At 67.1% G+C, this 22,635-nt stretch carries 22 protein-coding genes and 1 pseudogene; 8 read left to right on the forward strand and 15 right to left on the reverse strand.

Translation table 11 applies throughout. From position 1 onward, the window contains the following. Window positions 1-7: 7 nt before the first annotated feature. The 6 genes from K5880_RS06165 to K5880_RS06190 form a co-directional block, all read right to left on the reverse strand. Window positions 8-1,114, reverse strand: a complete 1,107-nt coding sequence (locus K5880_RS06165) for a DUF3426 domain-containing protein (RefSeq protein ID WP_297649878.1) — start codon at window positions 1,112-1,114, stop codon at window positions 8-10. Between the two features lie 31 nt (window positions 1,115-1,145). Beyond that, the gene (prmA, locus tag K5880_RS06170) at window positions 1,146-2,030 is read right to left on the reverse strand and encodes a 50S ribosomal protein L11 methyltransferase (RefSeq protein ID WP_297650297.1); all 885 of its coding nucleotides are present in this window, start codon (window positions 2,028-2,030) and stop codon (window positions 1,146-1,148) included. Between the two features lie 34 nt (window positions 2,031-2,064). After that, window positions 2,065-3,414 (reverse strand): acetyl-CoA carboxylase biotin carboxylase subunit, encoded by a 1,350-nt coding sequence (gene accC, locus K5880_RS06175; RefSeq protein WP_297649879.1) that lies wholly within the window; start codon window positions 3,412-3,414, stop codon window positions 2,065-2,067. 16 nt (window positions 3,415-3,430) lie between these two features. After that, window positions 3,431-3,895, reverse strand: coding sequence for an acetyl-CoA carboxylase biotin carboxyl carrier protein (gene accB, locus K5880_RS06180; protein ID WP_297649881.1), 465 nt, complete (start codon window positions 3,893-3,895; stop codon window positions 3,431-3,433). A 239-nt stretch (window positions 3,896-4,134) separates the two neighbouring features. Continuing rightward, window positions 4,135-4,662 (reverse strand): TlpA disulfide reductase family protein, encoded by a 528-nt coding sequence (locus tag K5880_RS06185; protein ID WP_297649883.1) that lies wholly within the window; start codon window positions 4,660-4,662, stop codon window positions 4,135-4,137. After that, the gene (locus tag K5880_RS06190; RefSeq protein WP_297649884.1) at window positions 4,659-5,273 is read right to left on the reverse strand and encodes a hypothetical protein; all 615 of its coding nucleotides are present in this window, start codon (window positions 5,271-5,273) and stop codon (window positions 4,659-4,661) included. The genes K5880_RS06185 and K5880_RS06190 overlap by 4 nt, the downstream gene beginning before the upstream one ends. Window positions 5,274-5,362: 89 nt before the next feature. On the opposite strand from K5880_RS06190, the gene mpl reads away from it, so the two are divergent. Further along, window positions 5,363-6,748 carry a UDP-N-acetylmuramate:L-alanyl-gamma-D-glutamyl-meso-diaminopimelate ligase gene (gene mpl / locus K5880_RS06195; RefSeq protein WP_297649886.1) on the forward strand — a complete coding sequence of 462 codons (1,386 nt, stop codon included), beginning with the start codon at window positions 5,363-5,365 and terminating at the stop codon, window positions 6,746-6,748. A 3-nt stretch (window positions 6,749-6,751) separates the two neighbouring features. Here mpl and K5880_RS06200 read toward each other — a convergent pair whose 3' ends face one another. The 5 genes from K5880_RS06200 to rodA all read right to left on the reverse strand — a co-directional run bounded on the left by K5880_RS06200 (window position 6,752) and on the right by rodA (window position 12,111). Next, window positions 6,752-7,072, reverse strand: a complete 321-nt coding sequence (locus tag K5880_RS06200) for a hypothetical protein (RefSeq protein ID WP_297649888.1) — start codon at window positions 7,070-7,072, stop codon at window positions 6,752-6,754. 76 nt (window positions 7,073-7,148) lie between these two features. Beyond that, window positions 7,149-8,282 (reverse strand): 3-deoxy-7-phosphoheptulonate synthase, encoded by a 1,134-nt coding sequence (locus K5880_RS06205; RefSeq protein ID WP_297649890.1) that lies wholly within the window; start codon window positions 8,280-8,282, stop codon window positions 7,149-7,151. A gap of 211 nt (window positions 8,283-8,493) precedes the next feature. After that, window positions 8,494-9,954, reverse strand: a complete 1,461-nt coding sequence (gene tldD, locus K5880_RS06210; RefSeq protein ID WP_297649892.1) for a metalloprotease TldD — start codon at window positions 9,952-9,954, stop codon at window positions 8,494-8,496. A gap of 37 nt (window positions 9,955-9,991) precedes the next feature. Continuing rightward, window positions 9,992-10,891 (reverse strand): NAD(P)-dependent oxidoreductase, encoded by a 900-nt coding sequence (locus K5880_RS06215; RefSeq protein ID WP_297649894.1) that lies wholly within the window; start codon window positions 10,889-10,891, stop codon window positions 9,992-9,994. A 62-nt stretch (window positions 10,892-10,953) separates the two neighbouring features. After that, a complete protein-coding gene (gene rodA, locus K5880_RS06220; protein ID WP_297649896.1) occupies window positions 10,954-12,111 on the reverse strand; it encodes a rod shape-determining protein RodA in 1,158 nt (385 codons plus the stop codon). A 22-nt stretch (window positions 12,112-12,133) separates the two neighbouring features. On the opposite strand from rodA, the gene K5880_RS06225 reads away from it, so the two are divergent. From K5880_RS06225 to ruvC, 7 genes and pseudogenes are all read left to right on the forward strand, one after another. After that, a complete protein-coding gene (locus K5880_RS06225) occupies window positions 12,134-12,754 on the forward strand; it encodes a YqiA/YcfP family alpha/beta fold hydrolase (RefSeq protein ID WP_297649898.1) in 621 nt (206 codons plus the stop codon). Window positions 12,755-12,789: 35 nt separating this feature from the next. Continuing rightward, on the forward strand, window positions 12,790-14,871 hold the full coding sequence (locus K5880_RS06230) for a ribonuclease catalytic domain-containing protein (RefSeq protein ID WP_297649900.1): 2,082 nt from the start codon (window positions 12,790-12,792) through the stop codon (window positions 14,869-14,871). Between the two features lie 37 nt (window positions 14,872-14,908). Beyond that, on the forward strand, window positions 14,909-15,775 hold the full coding sequence (locus K5880_RS06235; RefSeq protein WP_297650300.1) for an energy transducer TonB: 867 nt from the start codon (window positions 14,909-14,911) through the stop codon (window positions 15,773-15,775). After that, the gene (mtgA, locus tag K5880_RS06240) at window positions 15,776-16,522 is read left to right on the forward strand and encodes a monofunctional biosynthetic peptidoglycan transglycosylase (protein WP_297649902.1); all 747 of its coding nucleotides are present in this window, start codon (window positions 15,776-15,778) and stop codon (window positions 16,520-16,522) included. Then, the gene (locus K5880_RS06245; RefSeq protein WP_297649904.1) at window positions 16,519-17,136 is read left to right on the forward strand and encodes a lysophospholipid acyltransferase family protein; all 618 of its coding nucleotides are present in this window, start codon (window positions 16,519-16,521) and stop codon (window positions 17,134-17,136) included. Before mtgA ends, K5880_RS06245 begins: the two co-directional genes overlap by 4 nt. Window positions 17,137-17,149: 13 nt before the next feature. Further along, window positions 17,150-18,151: a phosphatidate cytidylyltransferase gene (locus K5880_RS06250; protein WP_297649906.1), complete on the forward strand. Its 1,002-nt coding sequence runs from the start codon at window positions 17,150-17,152 to the stop codon at window positions 18,149-18,151. Then, window positions 18,148-18,606, forward strand: a pseudogene (gene ruvC / locus K5880_RS06255) (crossover junction endodeoxyribonuclease RuvC); the annotation flags it as partial. The gene K5880_RS06250 and the pseudogene ruvC, both read left to right, overlap by 4 nt. Before the next feature lie 97 nt (window positions 18,607-18,703). Here ruvC and K5880_RS06260 read toward each other — a convergent pair. The 4 genes from K5880_RS06260 to ftsA form a co-directional block, all read right to left on the reverse strand. Further along, window positions 18,704-18,880: a hypothetical protein gene (locus K5880_RS06260; protein WP_297649910.1), complete on the reverse strand. Its 177-nt coding sequence runs from the start codon at window positions 18,878-18,880 to the stop codon at window positions 18,704-18,706. Between the two features lie 24 nt (window positions 18,881-18,904). Further along, window positions 18,905-19,828, reverse strand: coding sequence for a UDP-3-O-acyl-N-acetylglucosamine deacetylase (gene lpxC / locus K5880_RS06265; protein WP_297649912.1), 924 nt, complete (start codon window positions 19,826-19,828; stop codon window positions 18,905-18,907). A gap of 184 nt (window positions 19,829-20,012) precedes the next feature. Beyond that, window positions 20,013-21,221 carry a cell division protein FtsZ gene (gene ftsZ / locus K5880_RS06270; protein WP_297649914.1) on the reverse strand — a complete coding sequence of 403 codons (1,209 nt, stop codon included), beginning with the start codon at window positions 21,219-21,221 and terminating at the stop codon, window positions 20,013-20,015. A gap of 183 nt (window positions 21,222-21,404) precedes the next feature. After that, window positions 21,405-22,634: a cell division protein FtsA gene (gene ftsA, locus K5880_RS06275; RefSeq protein ID WP_297649916.1), complete on the reverse strand. Its 1,230-nt coding sequence runs from the start codon at window positions 22,632-22,634 to the stop codon at window positions 21,405-21,407. Window position 22,635 lies beyond the last annotated feature (1 nt).

Genomic DNA, 22,635 nt, shown 5'->3' on the forward strand with positions numbered 1-22,635 from the left:
TCCAGGGTCAGGGATAGAAAACCAGGGCACGGTAGCCCGCCATGGGCGTGGCGTCGCCCAGGGCGAGGGAGAGTCGGAAGTTCACCGTGACCGTGCCACTCGCAGGCAGCACGGACGGTGCGTCGGGCCACTCCGAGGGCAGGAACACGCGGCGCGATATCACCTGGTTGCCGATGTCGGTGAGGCTCAGCTCCAGCGCCGGCACCGCCAATGGCATGGACGCGGTGTTCTTCAGCACGAGATCGAACGAATAGAAGTTGCCAAGCCGGCGCACCAGAGCCGTGCTGTCGATGACGATGGCGTCGATGCGACGCACCGGCTTCACGGTGCAGCCCAGGTGCTCGCATGCCTGCACCAGCAGCGGTTGCAGGTCGGGTCGCCACGCGGCCAGCCGGTCGCGCTCCTGCAAAGCCCATTGCGCCGCCAGCAGCGCCGCCAGCACCAGCACACACAGCGACAGTCCGATCCGCATGCCCGGTGACTGCCAGAAGGCCTTGCGGCGGGCCTGCCGCACAAAACCGGGCTCAGTGATGGGCAAATCCAGCTCGCTGTCCACCAGGCCAGGGGAAACGATGTCTTGTGGGGCGGGTGCTTCGGGAATGACGCCGGCCTCGGCCGCGACGACTTCGCTGCTGCTCACGACGGCTCCGGTGCCCGCCGCGCTCAAGCGACCCAGGCCGGCGGCAAACCGCTCCAGCTCGGTCTGAAAGTCAGACTCTTCGGCATCGGGAGGTCCCGCCAGCTCGATCGCATCCGCGCCCTCAGGTGGCGGCAAGGTTTCGACTGCATGCTCGCCAATGGGGTCGTCTTCATCCCACACGGGGGCATGCGCGGACTCATCGCCCGGCAGACCTGCCAGCACGGCGTCCTGAGCCTCGTCAGGTGGTGCAAGTTCCGGTTCGGCACGCTCCTCGGGTTCGGGTTCGGGCGCGGCCTCGACAAATTCCTCGGGCGTGCTCTCGGAGCCCGGCGGTATCCAGGGCTGGAGGTACAACGTGGCGTCGAACACGTCGGCGCAATGACCACAGCGCACCCAGCCTTCGGATATCTTCAGCTGGTCGGCGACGACCCTGAACATCGTTCCGCATGCGGGGCAACGTGTGGTGAAACTCATGCGCCGATTATCGCGGGCGCCGCACCGGACCTCAGGCCTTGACGGCGGTCATCAGAATCCAGCCGTCTTCTTCGTCGCTGACCTGCAACGCGACCCACGGTGCATAGGCCTCGATCAGCTCATCGGCCTGGCGCGCCAGGATGCCCGCGAGCACCAGCTGTCCGCCGGAGCGCACGTGGGCACACAGCAGGGGCGCAAGCACCTTGAGCGGTGTGGCCAGGATGTTCGCCAGCACCAGGTCATGCTCACCCCGGGCCAGGCCGGGCAGCCCAGCCTCCAACTGGGCATTGTTGGCCTCGGCGTTGAGCCGGGTCGACTCCACCGCCGCCGGATCGATGTCGACCGCGACGATGTCGCGCGCGCCGTGCCTGGCCGCGCCAATGGCAAGGATGCCGGAGCCGCAGCCATAGTCGAGCACGCGTGGCCCCACGGGCGCATGCCGCGCGGTCCAGCGCAGGCACATGCGCGTGGTCGGATGAGTGCCGGTGCCGAAGGCCAGACCGGGGTCGAGGCGGATGACCTCGCGTGCCGCCGCGGGTGGCTCGTGCCAGGTTGGCACGATCCAGAAGCTGGGTGTGATCTCGACCGGTTCGAACTGCGACTGTGTCAGGCGCACCCAGTCCTGATCGGGCACAGCGCGCACGCCCTGCACTGCACAGCCTTCAAAAAAATCCTGCGCCTGCAACAGACGCGCTGCACTGCGTGCCGCCGCATCGGTGGGAAACAGGGCGACCACGCGGGAGCGTTGCCAGCCTTCTTTCGGGGGTGGCATGCCGGGTTCGCCAAACAGCGCCGACTCGGCATCGGTCATCGCGTCGGCGTCCTCCACTGACACACTGAGCGCATCCAGCGCCACCATGGCATCGCTCACGTCGTCCACCGCCGCCTCCGGCGCCAGCAGCACCAGCTCGAACAGAGACCCCGCAGGTGGCTGGGTCGGCGCGGATGCGTCAGCGTTCACGTTGAGACAACCACTCTTCCAGATAGTGGATGTTGGTGCCGCCGGCGACAAAGCTCGCGTCCACCATCAGCTCGCGGTGCAGCGGCACGTTGGTCTTGATGCCTTCGATCACCGTCTCGGCCAGCGCCGTGCGCATGCGCGCCAGCGCCTGTTCGCGCGTGTCGCCGTGCACGATGATCTTGCCGATCATCGAATCGTAGTTGGGCGGTACGAAGTAGTTGGCGTAGGCGTGCGAATCGACCCGCACACCGGGCCCACCCGGCGCATGCCAGGTCGTGATGCGACCCGGCGACGGGGTGAACTTGTAGGCGTCCTCGGCGTTGATGCGGCATTCGATGGCATGGCCGCGCAACTGAATCTGGCGCTGCGTGAACGGCAGCTTCTCGCCCGCGGCCACGGCAATCTGCGTGCGCACGATGTCGATGCCCGTGATCCATTCGGTCACCGGGTGTTCCACCTGCACGCGCGTGTTCATCTCGATGAAATAGAACTCGCCGTTTTCGAACAGGAACTCGAAGGTGCCCGCGCCGCGGTAGCCAATCTTCTTGCAGGCCGCCGCACAGCGTTCGCCGATCTTCTCGATCAGGCGGCGCGGAATGCCCGGAGCCGGGGCTTCCTCAATCACCTTCTGGTGGCGGCGCTGCATCGAGCAGTCGCGTTCACCCAGGTAGACCGCGTTGCGGTGCTGGTCGGCCAGGATCTGGATTTCGATGTGCCGGGGGTTCTGGAGAAACTTCTCCATGTACACCTCGGGATTGCCGAATGCCGCGCCGGCTTCCGCCTTGGTGGTCTGCACCGCATGCAGCAACGCCGCCTCGGTGTGCACCACGCGCATGCCGCGCCCGCCACCGCCGCCGGCGGCCTTGATGATCACCGGATAGCCCACCGCCTTGGCCGTGCGCTTGATGATCACCGGGTCATCGGGCAGCGCACCTTCGGAGCCTGGCACGCAGGGCACGCCCGCGCGGATCATGGCCTGCTTGGCCGACACCTTGTCGCCCATGGTGCGGATCGAATCGGGCGTGGGACCGATGAAGGTGAAGCCGCTCCTTTCGACGCGCTCGGCAAAGTCGGCGTTTTCCGAGAGGAAACCGTAGCCCGGGTGGATGGCCTCCGCGTCGGTCACCTCGGCCGCCGAGATGATGGCCGGCATGTTGAGGTAGCTGTGCGTGCTCGATGCCGGGCCGATGCAGACGGCCTCGTCGGCCAGGCGCACGTACTTGGCGTCGCGGTCCGCCTCGGAATACACCATCACCGCCTTGATGCCCATTTCCCGGCAGGCACGCTGGATGCGCAGCGCGATCTCTCCCCGGTTGGCGATCAGGATTTTCTTGAACATGGGCTCGGGGTCTTCTTTATTCGATCACGTACAAAGGCTGGCCGTATTCCACGGCCTGGCCGTTTTCCACCAGGATCTGGGTCACGGTACCGGACTTGTCGGCCTCGATCTCGTTGAGGATCTTCATCGCTTCGACGATGCAGATGGTCTCGCCTTCCTTGATGGTGTCGCCCACTTCCACGAAGGGCTTGGCCCCGGGGCTCGACGCGCGGTAGAACGTACCGACCATGGGCGACTTCACCATGTGGCCCACCGGTGCGGCGGGCGTCGGTGCCGCCACGGGTGCTGGAGCAACTTCCACCGCCGGCACAACCGACGGTGTGACGGGTGCAGGCGCCATGCTGTAGGTGACGGGGGCGGCAGCCACCACGGGTGCACTCTTGACGATGCGCACCTTGCCTTCGGCTTCGGTGATTTCCAGCTCGGACACGTTCGACTCGGACACCAGGTCGATCAGTGTCTTCAGTTTTCTTAGATCCATGGTTTCTCCAACGAATTTCGGCCAAGTTGATCTAAAAGCATTCAACTTCACCGAAATGAAGTCACGTCAACCCGCCGGGGTGCCGCAGTGTACACGATCGGGCCGGTCTCGAGGCCCCCGGTGAAACGAGACTGACAACCGCCTGCGGCCGAGCGGTGCCGGGTACATTTTTGAGAGAAGTGGGGAATTTACCCCTTTTTGGCAGCGGCTTGCGGTGGCTTGACGAAAGGCGAGCGTTGTCAGGCCAAAGCTGCCCACTGGGCCAGATCGGCCTCGGACAGTTTGCCGATCTTCCGGTGCAACAGCTCGCCCGACGCACCGAAGACCACGCTGAAGGGCAGGGCTCCGGTGACGTTGCCCAGACTGCGGCTGATCTCGGTCCCGGCGAAGCCGGCCATGGCGACTGGAAAATTCAGCGGCAGCTTCTGCATGAAGCCGCGCACGGCGCTGGCCTGGTCGACCGCCAGCCCCAGCACCTGCCAACCCCGGGTCCTGTGAGCCTGATGAAAGGCATTGAGCAAAGGCAGCTCTTCCACGCAAGGGGGACACCAGGTGGCCCAGAAGTTGACCAGCAAGGGACGGCCATGGAAATCGGCCAGGCGCACGGCCTCGCCGTGGGGACCTTCGTAAGCCCCGGCCCAGAACGCGGCCTGCGCCTCGGAACGCACCGCTTGCGGCTGCAGCCGACGCCAGGACAGAAAACCGCCCGCGGCCGCTGCAGCCAGTGCCACGCCCGCCATCGCGACGGTACGGCGCCGCGGCATCATGCGTGCTCCTTGCCGGGCACAGCCATGAGCTGGCGCAGCGCGGGCGCATCACCACGCGGCTTGCGCCCCTGCGCATCAGGCTTGAGCGCCCCGCGCAGGTCATCATGCCCGTGCACCATGAGGTGCACCAGTACCCACTGGCCCAATGATTCGCAGCGGGTACGCAAAGTCAGCGCCTCCACCGGTTCGCCACGCCATCCGTTGACGGTACCGGGGTGGTACTCCACGCGGTGGTCGAGCAAGGTCCATTCGGGCGCCTTGGGGTCGTCACAGAAAAGCTGCAGATAGATGTCGCTGTGGCGCGTGGCGGTCCCATGCCAGACCGCGCCCCCCAGATACGGGCGAAAGGACTGCAGGCGCTCCATCCACACCAGTGCGAGTTCTCGCAGCGCACGCAGCTCGACGGCCTGGGACTCCGGACAGAACACCGCGATGTCTTCCCGCACCGCCGCATCGAGCACCGCGTTGTCGGGCAGCGGCGTGCGCGCCGGCAGTCCCATCTGTTTCACGGCGCGGCGCTTGGCCGCCGCGTATTCCAGGCCATCCTCGACCACCAGGCGGGCGGCCACGGCGGCGATTTCCAGGGTGATCTCGTCTCGGCTCGCATCCATGCAGGGGATTGTGCCTGCCGAACGGGTACCGCGAGCGTCGCACCGCCCATACCCGCAGGCGCCACGGGTGCGCCCCCTAGAATCCCGGGATGCACATACATATTCTGGGTATTTGCGGCACCTTCATGGGCGGCCTGGCCGCGCTGGCCCGCGAGGCAGGCCATCGCGTGACCGGTTGCGATGCCGGCGTCTACCCGCCCATGAGCGACCAGCTCCGCGCGCTCGGCATCGAGCTCATCGAAGGCTTCGATGCCGACCAGTTGGCCCTCAAGCCCGACATGTTCGTGGTCGGCAACGTGGTGAGCCGGGCCCGGGCGGCGGATGGCACGCCGAAGTTCGCGCTGATGGAAGCCATCATGGACAACGGCGCGGCCTACACCAGCGGTCCGCAGTGGCTGGCCGAACACGTGCTGCAGGGCCGACACGTACTGGCGGTCGCCGGCACCCACGGCAAAACGACGACCACCGGCATGCTGACCTGGATCCTGGAGGCGAACGGCCTGCAACCCGGTTTTCTCATCGGCGGCGTGCCCATGAACTTCGGCATTTCAGCCCGTCTGGGTCAGGGCAACCCATTCACCATTGAAGCGGACGAATACGACACCGCCTTCTTCGACAAGCGCAGCAAGTTCGTGCACTACCGGCCGCGCACGGCGATCCTGAACAACCTCGAGTTCGACCATGCCGACATCTTCGACAACCTGGCTGCGATCGAGCGCCAGTTCCACCACCTGGTCCGCACCGTGCCCGGCAACGGCCGCGTCGTCGTCAACGGGCTGGAAGAAAGCCTGGAGCGTGTGCTGCACAAGGGCCTGTGGAGCGAGCTGCGCAGTTTCGGCGCCGCCGTGAGCGATTTCACCGCGCACGGTGAGCCGCATGCCTTCGACGTGCTGCACCAAGGCCAGCCAGTCGGCCGCGTGGAGTGGGCACTCACAGGCGTGCACAATCAGCTGAACGCTCTGGCGGCCATTGCGGCTGCCGAGCACGTGGGCGTGGCGCCGACCGACGCAGCTCGAGCGCTGGGGGCCTTCGAAAACGTGCGGCGCCGCATGGAAGTGCGCGGCACCGTGGTGCGCGCAGGCGGCGACATCACCGTCTACGACGATTTCGCCCATCACCCCACCGCCATCCGCACCACGCTTGACGGCCTGCAGCGCCGGCTTGGGAGCCCGCGCGGGCGCATCCTGGCGGTGTTCGAGCCCCGCAGCAACACCATGAAGCTGGGGACCATGAAGTCACAACTGCCCTGGAGCCTGGAGGCCGCGGACCTCGCCTTCTGCCACACCGGCGGGCTGGACTGGAACGCAGCCGAGGCGCTGGTGCCCATGGGTGCGCGCGCGCAGGTGAGTCGCACCATCGACGAAGTGGTGGCGCAGGTGACGGCCGCCGCCCAGCCCGGCGACCACATCGTCTGCATGAGCAATGGCGGCTTCGGTGGCGTGCACGAGCGCCTGTTGAAAGCGCTTGCCGCCTGACGGTCAATACGTCAGGGACTGCTTCGGCACGTCCACCGACACCACCGGCTTGGCCAGGGCCGCGCTCGCGGCGCGCGCGAATGCCATGGCCCAGGGGCGGTGCGCCGCATCGCGAAAGCGACCCTCCCCCGCCGCTTCCGCCACGCAGAGGATCTTGTCGGCCGTGAGCACCTTGCCGGTGGGCCGGATGGGCTCGCAGCCCAGGAAGGTGAACTGCTCGTCGAGCCAGTGGCGGGCCAGGTCGTGCGGCATGGGCTGCACCTCTTCGAGATCAAAGCGGTAGGTGGCGGGATCGCCCCAGCTCACGGTGACTTGGCTGCGCATGCGTGATTCTCCTGTTCGGTCGCGCCATTGTGGCCTGTGCCCCGGGCGCGATCCACCCCGTGAAAGCCCGGGGCGGTCAGGCCCGCGCGCGGCGCGCGGACAGCACCGCCCCCGAAAGAACCTCCAGCGCCTGCAGCGAATCGCTCCAGCCGAGGCAGGCGTCGGTAATGCTCTGGCCGTACTTGAGACCGCCCACCGCGTCCTTGCCGGGGGAGAACTTCTGCGCGCCGGCCTCGATGTGGCTCTCGATCATCACGCCGAAGATGCTGCGCGAGCCACCAGCGATCTGCGCCCCGATGTCGCGCGCCACATCGAGCTGCTTCTCGTGCTGCTTGCTGCTGTTGGCGTGGCTGCAGTCCACCATCAGGCGCGGCGCCAGCTTTGCGGCCTCGAGTTCCTTCACCGACGCAGCCACGCTGGCGGCGTCGTAGTTGGGCGCCTTGCCGCCGCGCAGGATGACGTGGCAATCCTTGTTGCCATTGGTCTGCACGATTGCAACCTGGCCATTCTTGTGCACCGACAGGAAGTGGTGGCCACGCGAGGCGGCCTGGATGGCATCGGTCGCGATCTTGATGTTGCCATCCGTGCCGTTCTTGAAGCCGATCGGGGCCGACAGGCCCGAGGCGAGCTCGCGGTGCACCTGGCTTTCGGTGGTGCGCGCGCCGATCGCACCCCAGGCGATGAGGTCGCCGATGTACTGCGGCGAGATCACGTCCAGGAATTCGCTGCCGGCCGGCAGGCCCAGGCGATTGATCTCGATCAGCAACTGGCGCGCGATGCGCAGACCCTCGTCGATGCGGTAGCTCTCGTCCAGGTAGGGATCGTTGATCAGGCCCTTCCATCCCACCGTGGTGCGCGGCTTTTCGAAATAGACACGCATCACGACCTCCAGCGTGTCGGCGTACTTCTCGCGCAGTGGCTTGAGACGGCGCGCGTAGTCCACCGCGGCCACCGGGTCGTGGATGGAGCAGGGTCCGATCACCACCAGCAGGCGGTCGTCCTTGCCATGCAGGATGTCGTGGATGCGCTTTCGCGTGCGACTGATGAGGGTCTCCACGGGCGTGCCGCCGATGGGGAAGAAGCGGATCAGGTGTTCAGGAGGCGGCAGCACGGTGATGTCCTTGATGCGTTCGTCGTCGGTCTGGCTGGTCTTGTCGACTGGACGGGCATGCCAGGCATCGCTGCTGGAGGGGGCATTCTTGGCGGTCATCACAGGGCTCCTGAGTGGGGTTGCGTGGAAAAGTGGAAGGGCGAAAAAAAACCGCCGGGCTTGGAGCTCCGGCGGTTTGATCGAGATTCGGTGATGCGCTTACAGCCTCGCCTCTCGTCCGCCGGGGACTGAGAACCAGAAATAAAAGGCAAAAAAGGCGAAGCGCGAAGACATGGAAGCGGAATGTAGCACAGGCAAACGAAAACGACGATCAGGCAGTGCCGCCGACGGTCAGGCCATCGATGCGCAGCGTCGGCTGGCCCACGCCCACCGGCACGCTCTGGCCTTCCTTGCCACAGGTGCCCACGCCGCTGTCGAGCTTCATGTCGTTGCCGATCATGCTCACGCGGGTCAGCGCATCGGGGCCGTTGCCCACCAGCGTGGCACCCTTCACCGGGTACTGGATCTGGCCGTTCTCCACCCAGTAGGCCTGGCTGGCAGAAAACACGAACTTGCCGCTGGTGATGTCGACCTGGCCACCGCCGAAGTTGGTGGCGTACAGGCCCTTCCTGATGCTGGCCACGATTTCTTCGGGTGCCTTGTCGCCCCCCAGCATGTAGGTGTTGGTCATGCGCGGCATGGGCACATGGGCGTAGCTCTCGCGCCGGCCGTTGCCGGTGGGCTTGACGCCCATCAGGCGCGCGTTCATCGCGTCCTGGATGTAGCCACGCAGGATGCCGTCCTCGATCAGCACGTTCTTCTGCGAGGTGTGGCCCTCGTCGTCCACGTTGAGCGAGCCACGGCGGTCAGCGATCGTGCCGTCGTCGAGCACGGTCACTCCCTTGGCGGCCACGCGCTGGCCGATGCGGCCGGCGAAGGCACTGGAGCCCTTGCGGTTGAAGTCGCCCTCCAGGCCATGGCCCACGGCTTCGTGCAGCAGGATGCCGGGCCAGCCCGAGCCCAGCACCACCACCATCTCGCCAGCCGGTGCGGGACGGGCGTCGAGGTTGGTCAGCGCGTACGACACGGCCTCGTCCACATAGGACTGCACCATGGCATCGTCGAAATACGCCAGGCCGAAACGGCCACCACCGCCCGAGGAGCCGGATTCCCTGCGCCCGGCCTGCTCGGCGATCACCGTCACCGACAGACGGATCAACGGGCGCACGTCGGCGGCCAGGGTGCCATCGGCACGCGCCACCAGCACCACGTCGTGTTCGGCGGCCAGGCCGGCCATGACCTGCTTGACCCGCGGGTCCCTGGCCTTGGCCATGCGCTCCACCTTCTCCAGCAGCGCCACCTTGGCCGTGCTGTCGAGCGTGGCGATCGGGTCCAGGCCGGGGTAGAGCGAGCGCGACTTCGGCACCTTGACGGTCGGCACGCGCACCTTGCGGCCCTGGCCCTGCGCGGAAATCGAACGCACGGTGTGGGCCGCGTCGAGCAGCGAATCCCAGGACAGGTCGTCGGAGTAGGCAAATGCTGTCTTCTCGCCACTGACCGCGCGCACGCCCACGCCCTGGTCGATGCTGAAGCTGCCCGTCTTGACGATGCCTTCCTCCAGACTCCAACCCTCGCTGCGCGTGGTCTGGAAATACAGGTCGGCGTCGTCCACGCCGTGCGACATGATCTCGCCCAGCGCGCGCTGCAGGTGCGACGGACTCAGGCCGAAGGGTTCGAGCAGCAGGTTCTGGGCGGTGGCCAGGCGGGCCAGGGTGGGTTCGCGTGAAATCATCGGACAATTGTATGAAGCAATGGCCCACGCGCCCGCATCAGGGTCTTGGCGGCGTCTGGCGCAGCAGTTCGAACAGGGCCGCGTCGTCCAGCCCGGCCATGCCGGCTTCATGGGCATCGACAAAAACGCGTGCGGCATGAGCGCCCAGCGGGCCTTCAAACCCCACGCTGCGGCCTGCCGCCACGGCCAGACGGGTGTCCTTCTCCAGCAGGGTCAGATGTGCGCGTGGCGCGAAATCGCCCGCCACGGCACGGCGCATGCGGTCCAGGCCGATCCAGCTCTGGCCGCTGGAACGCTCGATCACGTCCAGTGTGGTCGACAGGTCCAGACCCATGCGCTCGGCCATGGCCAGCACCTCGGCCGCGCCAACGAGGTTGATGCCGGCCAGCAGGTTGTTGACCAGCTTGGTGCGGGCGCCGTCGCCGACGCGTTCGCCCACGCGCAGTACGTTGTCGGACAAGGCGGCCAGCAAGCCTGCGTGGCGCGCCAGCACAGGCCCGGGCGCGGCCACCATCAGGCTCATGCGACCATCGCGCGCGCGCTGCGGGCCGCCGGACATGGGTGCGTCGATGCAGTCCACCCCCTGCCCCGCCAGCCTCGCGGCCATCCGCTCGACGTCCTCGGGTGCGATCGTCGGGCACAGCAGCACGGCCTGACCGGCTTGCAGCGCGGGGGCGGCGCCACCCTCGCCCCAGAGGACCTCGTCGCACTGCAGCGCGTCCACCACCACGAGGATCAGGGCGCCGTTCGCGCCGAGGGCGCGCGCCGCGGCCAGCGGGGTTCCTGCGAGCGCCGCGCCGGCGGCGCTGGCCTGCTGCTGGCGCCCGGAATCGATGTCACACACCGTCACCGGCCAGCCGCCCTCGCGCAGGCGCTCGACCATGGCGCCACCCATATTGCCCGCGCCCACCACCGACACGGCTGCGAGGGCGCTCACCGGGGTACCTTCGCCCTGCGGGCTGCGGTGCGAGCTTGTTTGGGAACGGCCCGGCGCGGCGCTCATGACTGCATCAGGCGCTTGGACTTGGCCACCGACATCAGGATGCCCAGACCCACGCCGAGCGTCACCATGGCCGTGCCGCCATAGCTCACGAAGGGCAGCGGCACGCCCACCACCGGCAGGATGCCGCTGACCATGCCCATGTTGACGAAGGCGTACACGAAGACGTTGAGCGTGACCGCGCCGGCGAGCAGGCGCGAGAACTGCGTCGGCGCCTCCAGCGCGATCACCAGGCCGCGCAGGATCAGGAAGATGAAGCCGACCATCAGCAACAGCGTGCCCACCAGACCGAACTCCTCGGAAAAGGCGGCATAGATGAAGTCGGTGGTGCGCTCGGGAATGAATTCCAGGTGCGTCTGCGTGCCCTGCATGAAACCCTTTCCCCACACCCCGCCCGAGCCGATGGCGATCATGCCCTGGATGATGTGGAACCCCTTGCCCAGCGGGTCCTTCGAGGGGTCGAGCAGCGTGCACACGCGCTGGCGCTGGTACTCGTGCAGGATCTGCCAGTCCACTCCGGGCGCGCACATCTGCGGCTCCAGGGCGATCAGGGCCACGATGCCGACCGCGCCGAGCAGCACCGGCGGCAGGATGAGCTTCCAGCTCAGGCCGGCAAAGAAGATCACGAACAGGCCGGACGACACCACCAGCAGGGAAGTTCCCAGGTCCGGCTGCTTGAGGATCAGCGCCACAGGGAACAGGAGCAGGATACCCGCCACCAGGAAGTCCAGTGGCTTGAGGTGGCCCTCACGGCGGTGGAACCACCAGGCCAGCATGAGCGGCATGGCGATCTTCATGAGCTCGCTGGGCTGGATGACGGTCACCCCCACGTCCAGCCAGCGCTGAGCGCCCTTGCGCTGGATGCCGAACCACATGACCGCCAGCAGCAGCGCCACACCCACGGTGTACATCGGCAGCGCCAGGCTCATCAGCCGCTGCGGCGGCACCTGCGCCACCACGAACATCAGGGTCACGGCGATCAACATGTTGCGCGCATGCATGGCGAACCGGGTGCCGTGATCGAAGCCCACGGAATACATGGTGAGCAGCCCCGCGCCCGCCATCAGGAAGATCGCGAACAGCAGCGGCACGTCAAAGCCCTGGAAGATCGGGGCAATGCGTTGCAGCAGCGAGGGTTTGTCGAACACGACGGCCATGGCGCCCGATTATCCTTCGCCCATGAGCACCCCCACCGCTACCCGCACGACCCACCTGCTGTACCTGCATGGTTTTCGCTCGTCGCCGCATTCGATGAAGGCGCGCCAGGTGGCCGCGCGCGTGCAGGCACAACACCCCGGCGTGACCTGGTGGTGCCCGCAGCTGCCGCCATCGCCGCGCGAGGCCATGGCCCTGGTGATGGAAGGCATCCGGGCCTGGCCGCGCGAATCCCTGGCCGTCGCCGGCTCCTCGCTGGGCGGCTTCTATGCGCGCTGGCTTGCGCTGCAGATCCCCTGCCGCGCGGTGCTGCTCAACCCAGCGGTGTTCCCAGCGCGCGACCTGGCGAAGTACATCGGCGAGCAGACCGCCTGGCACGATCCGCAGGAGCGTTTCTTCTTCGAGCCCGCCTTCGTCGACGAGCTGCGGACACTGCAGGACGACATCGCCCGTCTGACACCGCGGCAACCGGCAACGCCTGAATCCCGGTTCGCCATCGTGGCCAAAGGCGACGAGGTACTGGACTGGCGCGAGATGCAGGCCTTTTGCGCCGGTGGCGAGATCCGCCTGTTGCCGGGCAGCGACCACGCCATCAGCGACTTCGACCAGCACATCGACGCGGTCTTCGCCTTCCTCGGGTTGTAACGGGAGCCACACGACCCCATGGGACAATCCCGCCCATGCACATCCTGTTTGATGACGCCGGCAAGCTGTTGACCGGCCGCCTCCTGTCGGAGGCCGAAAGTTCCCTTCAAGTCGAGCTCGAATCGGGCAAGCGCGTCAAGGTCAAGTCCGCCAACGCCCTGCTGCGCTTCGACAAACCCTCCCCCAGCCAGCTGATGCCCGCAGCCACCACGCTGGCCGAGACCATGGAACTCGAACTCGCCTACGAGTTCGCCCCCGAGGACGAGTTCGGGTTCGCCGATCTGGCGCACGAGTACTTCAGCGACAGCGCCAGCACCACCGAGCAGGTCGCCGCGCTGCTGTGCCTGCAAGGCGCGCCGCACTACTTCCGCCGCGCCGGCAAAGGCCGCTACAAAAAAGCGCCGCCGGAGATCCTGGCGCAGGCGCTCGCGGCGATCGAGAAGAAGAAGGAAGTGCAGGCCCGGATCGAGGCCTGGGCCGCAGAACTCGCCAGCGGTGTCTGTCCCGAGCCGGTGCGCCAGCAGCTCTACAAGATCCTCTTCAAGCCGGACAAGAACGCGCCCGAGTACAAAGCCGTGGTGGAAGCCGCGCGCAACAGCCACACGGCGCCGCTGACGCTGCTGCAGAATGCCGGCGCGATCCACAGCGCCTACCAGTTCCACTGGCAGCGCTTCCTGTTTGACCAGTTCCCCAGGGGCACGGGCTTTCCGCCGCTGGAGGCACCGGTGATCGCCGACGAACTGCCCCTGGCCACCGTGCAGGCCTTCTCGATCGACGATTCGGCCACCACCGAGATCGACGACGCGCTCTCGCTGCAGGGCCTGGGCAGCGGCCAGGTCACCCTGGGCATCCACATCGCCGCACCGGGCCTGGCGGTGTCACCCGAGGACGTGATCGACCAGGTGGCGCGCCAGCGCCTGTCCACTGTCTACATGCCGGGCCACAAGATCACCATGCTGCCCGACGACGTCGTGCAGGCCTACACCCTGATGGCCGGGCGCGACTGCCCCGCTGTGTCGCTCTACGTCACGCTCGACGAGGCCACGCTGGCCGTCGCCGGCAGCCGCACCGTGCTCGAGCGCGTGCCGATCGCGCTCAACCTGCGCCACGACCAGCTCGACGCCGTCATCACCGAAGCCTGGCTCGATGGCGCGGTACCGGCCACAGGCGCCACGCCCGCGATCGCGGCCCTGCAGCCCTCGCTCGCCTTCCTGCACCGCCTGGCTCGACACCTCAAGGCGCAGCGCGAGGTGGTGCGTGGCAAACCCGAAAACTTCAACCGCCCCGACTACACCTTCCGCCTCGAGGGCGTGACCGGCGACGAGCCTACGGGCGACGAACGCGTGCGCATCGGCACGCGCCAGCGCGGCGCCCCCCTGGACTTGATGGTCGCCGAAGCCATGATCCTGGCCAACAGCACCTGGGGCAACTGGCTGGCCGAATGCGGCGTGCCCGGCATCTACCGCAGCCAGGCCAGCCTGCAACCCGGCGTGAAGGTGCGCATGGGCACGAAAGCGCAGCCGCACGCCGGCATCGGCGTCAAAAGCTATGCCTGGAGCACCTCGCCGCTGCGCCGCTACGTGGACCTGGTGAACCAGTGGCAGATCATTGCCTGCGCGCGCCACAGCAAGACCGCCGCGCTGGCCGCGCCGTTCAAGCCCCGGGATGCCAATCTGTTCGCCATCATCAGCGCCTTCGACGCCGCCTACACCGCCTACAACGGCTTCCAGAACGGCATGGAGCGCTACTGGACGCTGCGCTACCTGCGACAGGAGAACCTCACCGAACTCACTGCGACCCTGATCAAGGACAACCTGGTGCGCGCCGACACCCTGCCCCTGGTGCTGCCGGTACTGGGCGCCGAGGGCCTGCCGCGCGGCGCCCACCTGCGCGTGAAACTGGGCGAGATCGACGACATCACGCTCGACATACACGGCACGGTGACCGAGCGTCTGGACCTGCCGGTGGACAGCACGCTGGACGACGAAGGCGGCTCGGACGAGGACGGCGAGGACGAGGAACTGGCCGCGCCGCTGGCACTGGCCATCGATGTCGACGAGGCCGAAAACGATCCAGCCGCCCAGCCCCCTCAAACGCCCGGCCCGGCAGGGGATTGAGCCCCGAGCCACCCGCAGCACGGATAATTCCCGCGTGATGAAGTCTGCCCTGTCCTTTCTCAAGACGCTGAGCACGCTGCAACTCGCGCTGGGGATCTCGGTGGCCGTGCATGCCGCGCTGCTGACCGTGCGCTTCGTGGACCCCGAACGCTTCAACCGCGTGTTCCAGGACACCCCGCTGGAAGTGATCCTGGTCAACGCGCGCAGCGACGGCCGTCCCGACAAGGCCACCGCCATTGCGCAGGCCTCGCTGGCCGGAGGCGGCGACAAGGAGCGCGGACGCGCCACCTCGCCCCTGCCACCGGCGGCCGTGGCGCGCATCGGCGATGCACACGAAGACGACGAGCGCAAGATCGAACAGCTGCGTGAGCAGCAGAACCGCCTGCTGGCGCAGGTCCGGCGCGAGCTGGCGAAGATGCCACCGCCCGATCCCGAATCTGTCACGCCCAGCCCCGACGCCTCCGAACGCGAACAGCGGCGCCGGGCCCTGGTGAAGATCCTGGCCGAAATCGAGAAGCGCATCAGCGAGGAAAACGCCCGACCCAAGAAGCGCTACATCAGCCCGGCCACGCGCGAGGCGGTCTATGCCATCTACTACGACGGGCTGCGGCGCAAGATTGAGGACCGCGGCACCAGCAACTTCCCCGAGGCGGGTGGACGCAAGCTGTATGGCGAACTCACCATGATCATCACGGTCAATCACAACGGCGCCGTGCTCGATACCGAGGTGGTGCAACCCTCGGGCATCGCCCTGCTCGACCGCCGCGCGCAGGCCATCGTGCACAGCCTGGCCTTCGGCAACTTCAGCGACGCGATGCGCCGCCAGGCCGATCAGATCGTGGTGGTCTCGCGCTTTCGGTTCACGCGCGAAGAGACGCTGCAGACCCAGCTCTCCGGGCAGTGAATGAAATCCTTCGGCCGCTGGTTGTCGTGGTTGCTGTTGGCCGGCGTGGCGCTGCAGATGTTCTTCATCGCACGCATCGCGGTCATGGCCGCCATCGATCCCGTGAGCACCGCCTTCATGCGCTCGGAGGCCTGGCGCGTGGCCGGTGCGAGCCTGGGCGGTGACAAGACCTGGCGGTGGTCCCATCAATGGGTGGACAACGAGCAGATCAGTCCCCACCTCAAGCGCGCTGTGATCGCGTCCGAGGATGCCGGCTTCATCGACCACGGTGGTGTGGACTGGGAAGCGATCGAGGGTGCATGGCAGAAGAACGTGCGCCGCCAGCAACTGGCCGAGAAGCGCGCCGCCAGACAGCCCGACCGGCCCGCGCGCGAACCGAAGATCGTCGGCGGCTCCACCATCACCCAGCAACTGGCCAAGAACCTGCTGCTCTCGGGTGAGCGTCAGTTCCTGCGCAAGGGTCAGGAACTGGTGCTCGCGCTGGCGCTGGAGGCGCTGCTGGACAAGCGCCGCATCCTGGAGATCTACCTCAACAGCGTGGAATGGGGCGAAGGCGTGTTCGGCGCCGAGGCGGCCGCGCAGCGCTACTTCGGGAAGCCGGCGAGCAAGCTCAACGCCCACGAGGCCGCGCGCCTGGCGGTGATGCTGCCCTCGCCGAAGTTCTTCGAGACGCGCCAGGGTTCGGCCTACCTGGCGCGGCGCACTGGCACCATCGTCGCGCGCATGGGCGCCGTTCAACCGCCATGAACCTTCGCGCCCAGGCCATGGCCGTGCTTCTGCTGGGCCTGGTGCGCCTGCTGACCGGCGCGCAGGCGCGCTGGCACGGTTGCCCACCCAAGGCCGAGCAGCGCATCTATTTCGCCAACCACCAGAGCCACGCCGACCTGGTGCTGATCTGGGCCGCGCTGCCACAGGAGTTGCGCAGCATCACGCGCCCGATCGCCGCCAGGGACTACTGGACCGCGTCGAACTTCAAGCGCTGGATCACCACCGAGGTGTTCAATGCCGTGTATGTGGAGCGAGAGAGGAAGGGCGACGAAGACCCGCTGGCGCCGCTGGCGCAGGCGCTGGAGAGCGGCGACTCGCTGATCCTGTTTCCGGAGGGCACGCGCGGCCACGGGGAAGACCCGCAGCCCTTCAAGTCGGGCCTGTACAACCTCGCGCAGCGCTTTCCCGACGTGGTGCTGGTGCCCGCCTGGATCCACAACGTGCAGCGCGTGATCCCCAAGGGCGAGGTGGTGCCGGTGCCGGTGCTGTGCTCGGTGACCTTTGGCGAACCGCTCGCGCTCGGTGCCGATGAGCCGCGCGCCGACTTCCTGCAACGCGCGCGCGCGGCCGTCATGGCCCTGCGCGAGGTCTGAACGGAGCGCCAACATGGGCAGCTTCCTGCGCAGCCTCACCCCCGATCAGCAGGTCAGCCTGGTATTCGTGGTGCTCTTCGGCCTGTTGCTGATCGCCAGTGGTGTGTCGGTGCTGCTGTCGCTGCGCGAACGCCGCGCCGGCGACGAAGGCGATGACAACGAATCGGGTGATCGCACGCGCCGTCTGCAGGACAACCAGGCCCTGCTGCGCAGCTCCTGGATCATGGTGCTGGTGTTCTGGATCGGCTGGGCCCTGGGCGAGGGCTTTGCCATCGTCATGTTCGGCTTCGTGTCCTTCTTCATCCTGCGCGAGTTCATCAGCCTCTCACCCACGCGCCGCGGCGATCACCGCAGCCTGGTGCTGGCCTTCTTCGTCGTGCTGCCCTTGCAGTACGCCCTGGTGTGGACCGAGCGCTTCAACCTGTTCACCGTCTTCATCCCGGTCTATGTGTTCCTCGCCATCGCAGTGGTGAGCGCGCTGGGCAACGACCCGCAGCGCTTTCTGGAGCGCAGTGCCAAGCTGCAGTGGGGCATCATGGTCTGCGTTTACGGCATGAGCCATGTGCCTGCGTTGCTGCTGCTCGACTTCAAGGGTTTCGCCGGCAAGACAGCGTTCCTGGTGTTCTTTCTGGTGCTGGTGGTACAGACCTGCATGCTCGTGCAGCACCTGGCCGCGCGCGGCCTGCGCCGGCCAGTGGCGCCGGCTATCAGCGACAGCTTCCATTGGCGCAGCTGGGCGATGGGCCTGGCCGCCGGTGGTCTGCTGGGCGCGGCGCTGGCGGGCTTCACCCCGTTCAGGCCCCTGCCCGCATTTGCCATGGCCCTCGTGGCCTGCGCGGCGGGCAGCTTCGGCCACCTGGTGATGAAGGCCATCAAGCGCGACCGCGGCGTGACGCACTGGGGCCTCGCAGGTCGCTCGGTCACGGGCGCCAGCGGGCTGCTCGACCGGGTGGATGCCCTCTGTTTTGCCGCGCCGGTGTTCTTTCACTCGGTTCGCTGGACGTTCAACCTATGAGAATCCTCGGCATCGACCCCGGACTGCAATGCACCGGCTTCGGCGTGATCGACACCGACGGCCCGAACCTGCAGTACGTGGCGAGCGGCACCATCCAGACAAGTCCCAAGGACGGCGCCTTGCTGCCCGAGCGGCTCAAGATCCTGTTCGATGGCATCACCGAGGTGGTGGCGCGCTACCAGCCCGAGGTGTCGGCCTGCGAGATCGTGTTCGTCAATGTCAACCCGCAGGCCACGCTGCTGCTGGGCCAGGCGCGTGGTGCCTGCCTGACCGCGCTGGTGGCCAACCACCTGCCGGTGGCCGAGTACACCGCGCTGCAGCTGAAAAAGGCTGTGGTCGGCTATGGCAAGGCAGCCAAACCGCAGGTGCAGGAAATGGTGAAACGCCTGCTGCAGCTGCCTGGTCTGCCGGGCAAGGACGCGGCCGACGCACTGGGCCTGGCCATCACGCATGCGCAGGTGAGCCGGACCCTGGTGGCGATCAACAAGGTCTCCACGGCACAGGCGCGCTCCAGCGCTTCCTACAAGGCCGGCCGCCTCTACTGAGCGCGCGCTACAGCAGCCGTTCGAGCACCAGCACGCCGAAGAAGCCCAGCGCGGCGATCACCGTCCACTTCAGGATGACGATGCCCCAGGTGCGGTAGCGCGCCTGCGAGGTACCGATGTAGAACGCAAAGCACACGCCGGCCGCGAGCAGCAGCAGCATGAGGGTCCAGCGGAACAGCAGCATGGGTTCGCGGGCTGCGCGGCCGGTTTACCAGGCCGGCGCGAGCTGGGCGAAACCGCTCGGAGCCTCGCGGTCGTGCGCGAAGCTGACCACCTCGTAGGCGTCGGGCCGCTCCAGCAGCGCACGCAGCAGCTGGTTGTTCATGGCGTGGCCGCTGCGGAAGGCACTGTAGGCGGCCAGCAGGGGCTTGCCGACGATGTAGAGATCCCCCATGGCGTCGAGGATCTTGTGCTTGACGAACTCGTCCTGGTAGCGCAGACCATCGGCATTGAGCACCTTGACGTCGTCCATCACGATCGCGTTGTCCAGCCCGCCGCCCATGGCCAGGCCGTTGGAGCGCATCATTTCCACGTCGCGCGTGAAGCCGAAGGTGCGCGCGCGCGCGATCTCGCGCGCGTAGCGTCCGCTGCCGAAGTCGAACTCGACGCGCTGGCCGGTGGAGTTCACCGCCGGGTGGTCGAACTCGATCTCGAAGGCCAGCTTGTAGCCGTGGAACGGGTCGAGCCGCGCCCACTTCACGTTCCTGCCCTCGCCTTCGCGCACCTCCACCGGCTTGACCACGCGGATGAAGCGCTTGGGCGCGTTCTGCATCACGATGCCGGCACTCTGCAGCAGGTAGACAAAGGACGCCGACGAGCCGTCCAGGATGGGGACTTCTTCGGCCGTGATGTCCACGTAGAGATTGTCCAGCCCCAGCCCTGCGCAGGCGCTCATGAGGTGCTCGATGGTGTGGACCTTCGCACCTCCATTGGAGATGGTGGACGCCAGCCGCGTGTCGGAGACCGCAAGCGCGTTCACGGCGATCTCCACCGGCGTGGCCAGGTCCACGCGGCGGAACACGATGCCGGTGTCGGGCGCGGCGGGGCGCAGCGTCAACTCCACGCGCTGACCGCTGTGCAGGCCGACGCCGACCGCCTTGGTCAGGGATTTGAGTGTGCGTTGCGCGAGCATCCTGCGATTGTAGGTTTTTGCCCTCTGGAACACAGTGAGAATTGGTGATGACCTCGATAGGCAACGGATTGATCGAACGGAAAGCGTCGCGAGCAAGCCGAGGTGGCGCTGAAGCGCGGAGCCGTACACCCGTACGGCGAGCACTGCAGGCGCCAGATCGGCTTGCGCAGCAGCTTTACGTCGATCAATCGGCTTGCTTGCGCAGGAACGCCGGAATCTCGAAGTCGTCCATGCCGCCCGAAGCCAGCGCGTCCACCTTGGCCGCAGCCTGGGTGCGGTTGGTGCGCCAGACGCTGGGCACGGCCATGGAGTTGTAGTCCGGCTGCGTGGCACCCGGGCCGCCCACCGGGGTGTTGACCGTCGGCACGTTGAACGGCACGTTGTCGGTGCCGGTGCGCAGCACCTGCAACGGCGGTGCGGTGCGGCGCACGCCCTGGCGCGACAGGCCGGTGGCCACCACGGTGACGCGCATCTCGTCGCCCAGGTTGTCGTCGTAGGCCGCGCCGTAGATCACGTGGGCTTCGGACGAGGCATACGCGCGGATGGTGTTCATCGCCAGCTTGGACTCGGACAGCTTGAGCGAACCCTTGGCGGCCGTCACCAGCACCAGCACGCCCTTGGCGCCCGAGAGGTCGATGCCTTCGAGCAGCGGGCAGGCCACGGCCTGCTCGGCGGCGATGCGCGCGCGGTCCGGCCCGGCCGCCACAGCCGTGCCCATCATGGCCTTGCCGGGCTCGCCCATCACGGTGCGCACGTCCTCGAAGTCGACGTTGACGTTGCCGTACTCGTTGATGATCTCGGCGATGCCGCCCACGGCGTTCTTGAGCACGTCGTTGGCATGCGCGAAGGCCTCGTCCTGCGTGACCTCGTCGCCCAGCACCTCCAGCAGCTTCTCGTTGAGCACCACGATCAGCGAGTCCACGTTGGCCTCGAGCTCGGCCAGACCGTGGTCGGCATTGGTCATGCGGCGACCGCCTTCCCAGTCGAAGGGCTTGGTGACCACGCCCACCGTGAGGATGCCCATCTCCTTGGCCACGCGCGCGATCACCGGCGCGGCGCCGGTGCCGGTGCCGCCGCCCATGCCGGCGGTGATGAACAGCATGTGCGCCCCGGCGATGGCTTCGCGGATGTCGTCCACCGCGATCTCGGCGGCCTCGCGGCCCTTCTCGGGCTTGCTGCCCGCGCCCAGGCCGCTGGTGCCGAGCTGGATGGTCTTGTGCGCGGCGCTGCGCGAGAGCGACTGCGCATCGGTGTTGGCGCAGATGAACTCCACGCCCTGCACGCTGCGCGAGATCATGTGCTCGACCGCGTTGCCACCACCTCCGCCCACGCCGATGACCTTGATCTGGGTGCCGAGGTTGAATTCTTCGACTTCAATCATTTCGATGCTCATTTTTCTCTCCTGTTGTGCCCGGGAACCAGCGAGGTCGGGCGGTATTTCAATGCAAATTTCGGTTCAGCGGATCGGGGTGAAGGCAGGCTCATCCAGGCGGTCCGGTGCATTCGGTGCACCGGCCTCGTCGTCGTCGTTCGGCGGTCTGTGGACGAACCTGCGCTGTCGTGTGTGTTTCGATCATCAGAAAGTCCCCACAAACCAGTTTTTCATCCGTTCCAGTGCACCCTGCACGGAACCCGCTTTCTGCGCCACCTTGTGCCCGCGCACGCGCGCCAGGCGCGCCTCCTCGAGCAGACCCATGACCGTGGCCGCGCGCGTCTGCGCCACCATGTCGGAGAGCGCACTGGTGTAGTTCGGGATGCCCCGGCGCACCGGCTTGAGAAAAATGTCCTCGCCCAGCTCGACCATGCCGGGCATGACCGCGCTGCCGCCCGTGAGCACAATGCCCGAGGACAGCATTTCCTCGTGACCCGAGTCGCGCAGCACCTGCTGCACCAGCGAGAAGATCTCCTCCACACGCGGCTCGATCACGCCCGCCAGCGCCTGGCGGCTGAGCATGCGCGGGCCGCGGTCACCCAGGCCCGGCACCTCGACCTGCGTGTCCGGGTCGGCCAGCAGCTGTTTGGCGCAGCCGCTCTCGACCTTGATGTCCTCGGCATCCTTGGTCGGCGTGCGCAGCGCCATGGCGATGTCGCTGGTGATCAGGTCGCCGGCGATCGGGATGACCGCGGTGTGCCGGATCGCGCCACCCGAGAAGATGGCCACGTCGGTCGTGCCCGCGCCGATGTCGACCAGTGCCACGCCCAGTTCCTTTTCGTCGTCGGTCAGGATCGCCTGACTGGAGGCCAGCGGGTTGAGCATGAGCTGGTCGACCTCCAGACCACAACGGCGCACGCACTTGATGATGTTCTCGGCCGCGCTTTGTGCGCCGGTGACGATGTGCACCTTGGCCTCCAGCCGGATGCCGCTCATGCCGATCGGCTCCTTGACTTCCTGGCCGTCGATCACGAACTCCTGCGGTTCGACCAACAGCAGGCGCTGGTCGGTCGAGATGTTGATCGCCTTGGCGGTCTCGATCACGCGTGCCACGTCGGTGGCGCTGACCTCGCGGTCCTTGATGGCCACCATGCCGCTGGAGTTGATGCCGCGGATGTGGCTGCCGGTGATGCCGGTGTAGACGCGCGCGATACGGCAGTCGGCCATCAGCTCGGCTTCTTTCAGGGCCTGCTGGATGCTCTGCACGGTCGCGTCGATGTTGACCACCACGCCGCGCTTGAGGCCATGGCTGGTCGACACGCCCAGGCCTGCGAGCTTGAGTTCGCCGCCGGGCTGGACCTCGGCGACCACCACCATGATCTTGGCGGTGCCGATGTCGAGACCGACCACCAAATCCTTGTATTCCTTGGCCATG

Source organism: Hydrogenophaga sp., assembly GCF_025699295.1.
Lineage (GTDB): Bacteria > Pseudomonadota > Gammaproteobacteria > Burkholderiales > Burkholderiaceae_C > Hydrogenophaga.

Coding starts and splice junctions, on each gene's coding strand:
- K5880_RS06230 (WP_297649900.1), top strand. CDS start 12,790: ATGCACATCCTGTTTGATGACGCCGGCAAGCTGTTGACCGGCCGCCTC.
- mpl (WP_297649886.1), top strand. CDS start 5,363: ATGCACATACATATTCTGGGTATTTGCGGCACCTTCATGGGCGGCCTG.
- accB (WP_297649881.1), bottom strand. CDS start 3,895: ATGGATCTAAGAAAACTGAAGACACTGATCGACCTGGTGTCCGAGTCG.
- ftsA (WP_297649916.1), bottom strand. CDS start 22,634: ATGGCCAAGGAATACAAGGATTTGGTGGTCGGTCTCGACATCGGCACC.
- K5880_RS06205 (WP_297649890.1), bottom strand. CDS start 8,282: ATGACCGCCAAGAATGCCCCCTCCAGCAGCGATGCCTGGCATGCCCGT.
- mtgA (WP_297649902.1), top strand. CDS start 15,776: ATGAAATCCTTCGGCCGCTGGTTGTCGTGGTTGCTGTTGGCCGGCGTG.
- K5880_RS06200 (WP_297649888.1), bottom strand. CDS start 7,072: ATGCGCAGCCAAGTCACCGTGAGCTGGGGCGATCCCGCCACCTACCGC.
- lpxC (WP_297649912.1), bottom strand. CDS start 19,828: ATGCTCGCGCAACGCACACTCAAATCCCTGACCAAGGCGGTCGGCGTC.
- rodA (WP_297649896.1), bottom strand. CDS start 12,111: ATGGCCGTCGTGTTCGACAAACCCTCGCTGCTGCAACGCATTGCCCCG.
- K5880_RS06185 (WP_297649883.1), bottom strand. CDS start 4,662: ATGATGCCGCGGCGCCGTACCGTCGCGATGGCGGGCGTGGCACTGGCT.
- K5880_RS06165 (WP_297649878.1), bottom strand. CDS start 1,114: ATGAGTTTCACCACACGTTGCCCCGCATGCGGAACGATGTTCAGGGTC.
- K5880_RS06250 (WP_297649906.1), top strand. CDS start 17,150: ATGGGCAGCTTCCTGCGCAGCCTCACCCCCGATCAGCAGGTCAGCCTG.
- K5880_RS06190 (WP_297649884.1), bottom strand. CDS start 5,273: ATGGATGCGAGCCGAGACGAGATCACCCTGGAAATCGCCGCCGTGGCC.
- K5880_RS06245 (WP_297649904.1), top strand. CDS start 16,519: ATGAACCTTCGCGCCCAGGCCATGGCCGTGCTTCTGCTGGGCCTGGTG.
- K5880_RS06235 (WP_297650300.1), top strand. CDS start 14,909: ATGAAGTCTGCCCTGTCCTTTCTCAAGACGCTGAGCACGCTGCAACTC.
- accC (WP_297649879.1), bottom strand. CDS start 3,414: ATGTTCAAGAAAATCCTGATCGCCAACCGGGGAGAGATCGCGCTGCGC.
- K5880_RS06225 (WP_297649898.1), top strand. CDS start 12,134: ATGAGCACCCCCACCGCTACCCGCACGACCCACCTGCTGTACCTGCAT.
- ftsZ (WP_297649914.1), bottom strand. CDS start 21,221: ATGAGCATCGAAATGATTGAAGTCGAAGAATTCAACCTCGGCACCCAG.
- tldD (WP_297649892.1), bottom strand. CDS start 9,954: ATGATTTCACGCGAACCCACCCTGGCCCGCCTGGCCACCGCCCAGAAC.
- K5880_RS06260 (WP_297649910.1), bottom strand. CDS start 18,880: ATGCTGCTGTTCCGCTGGACCCTCATGCTGCTGCTGCTCGCGGCCGGC.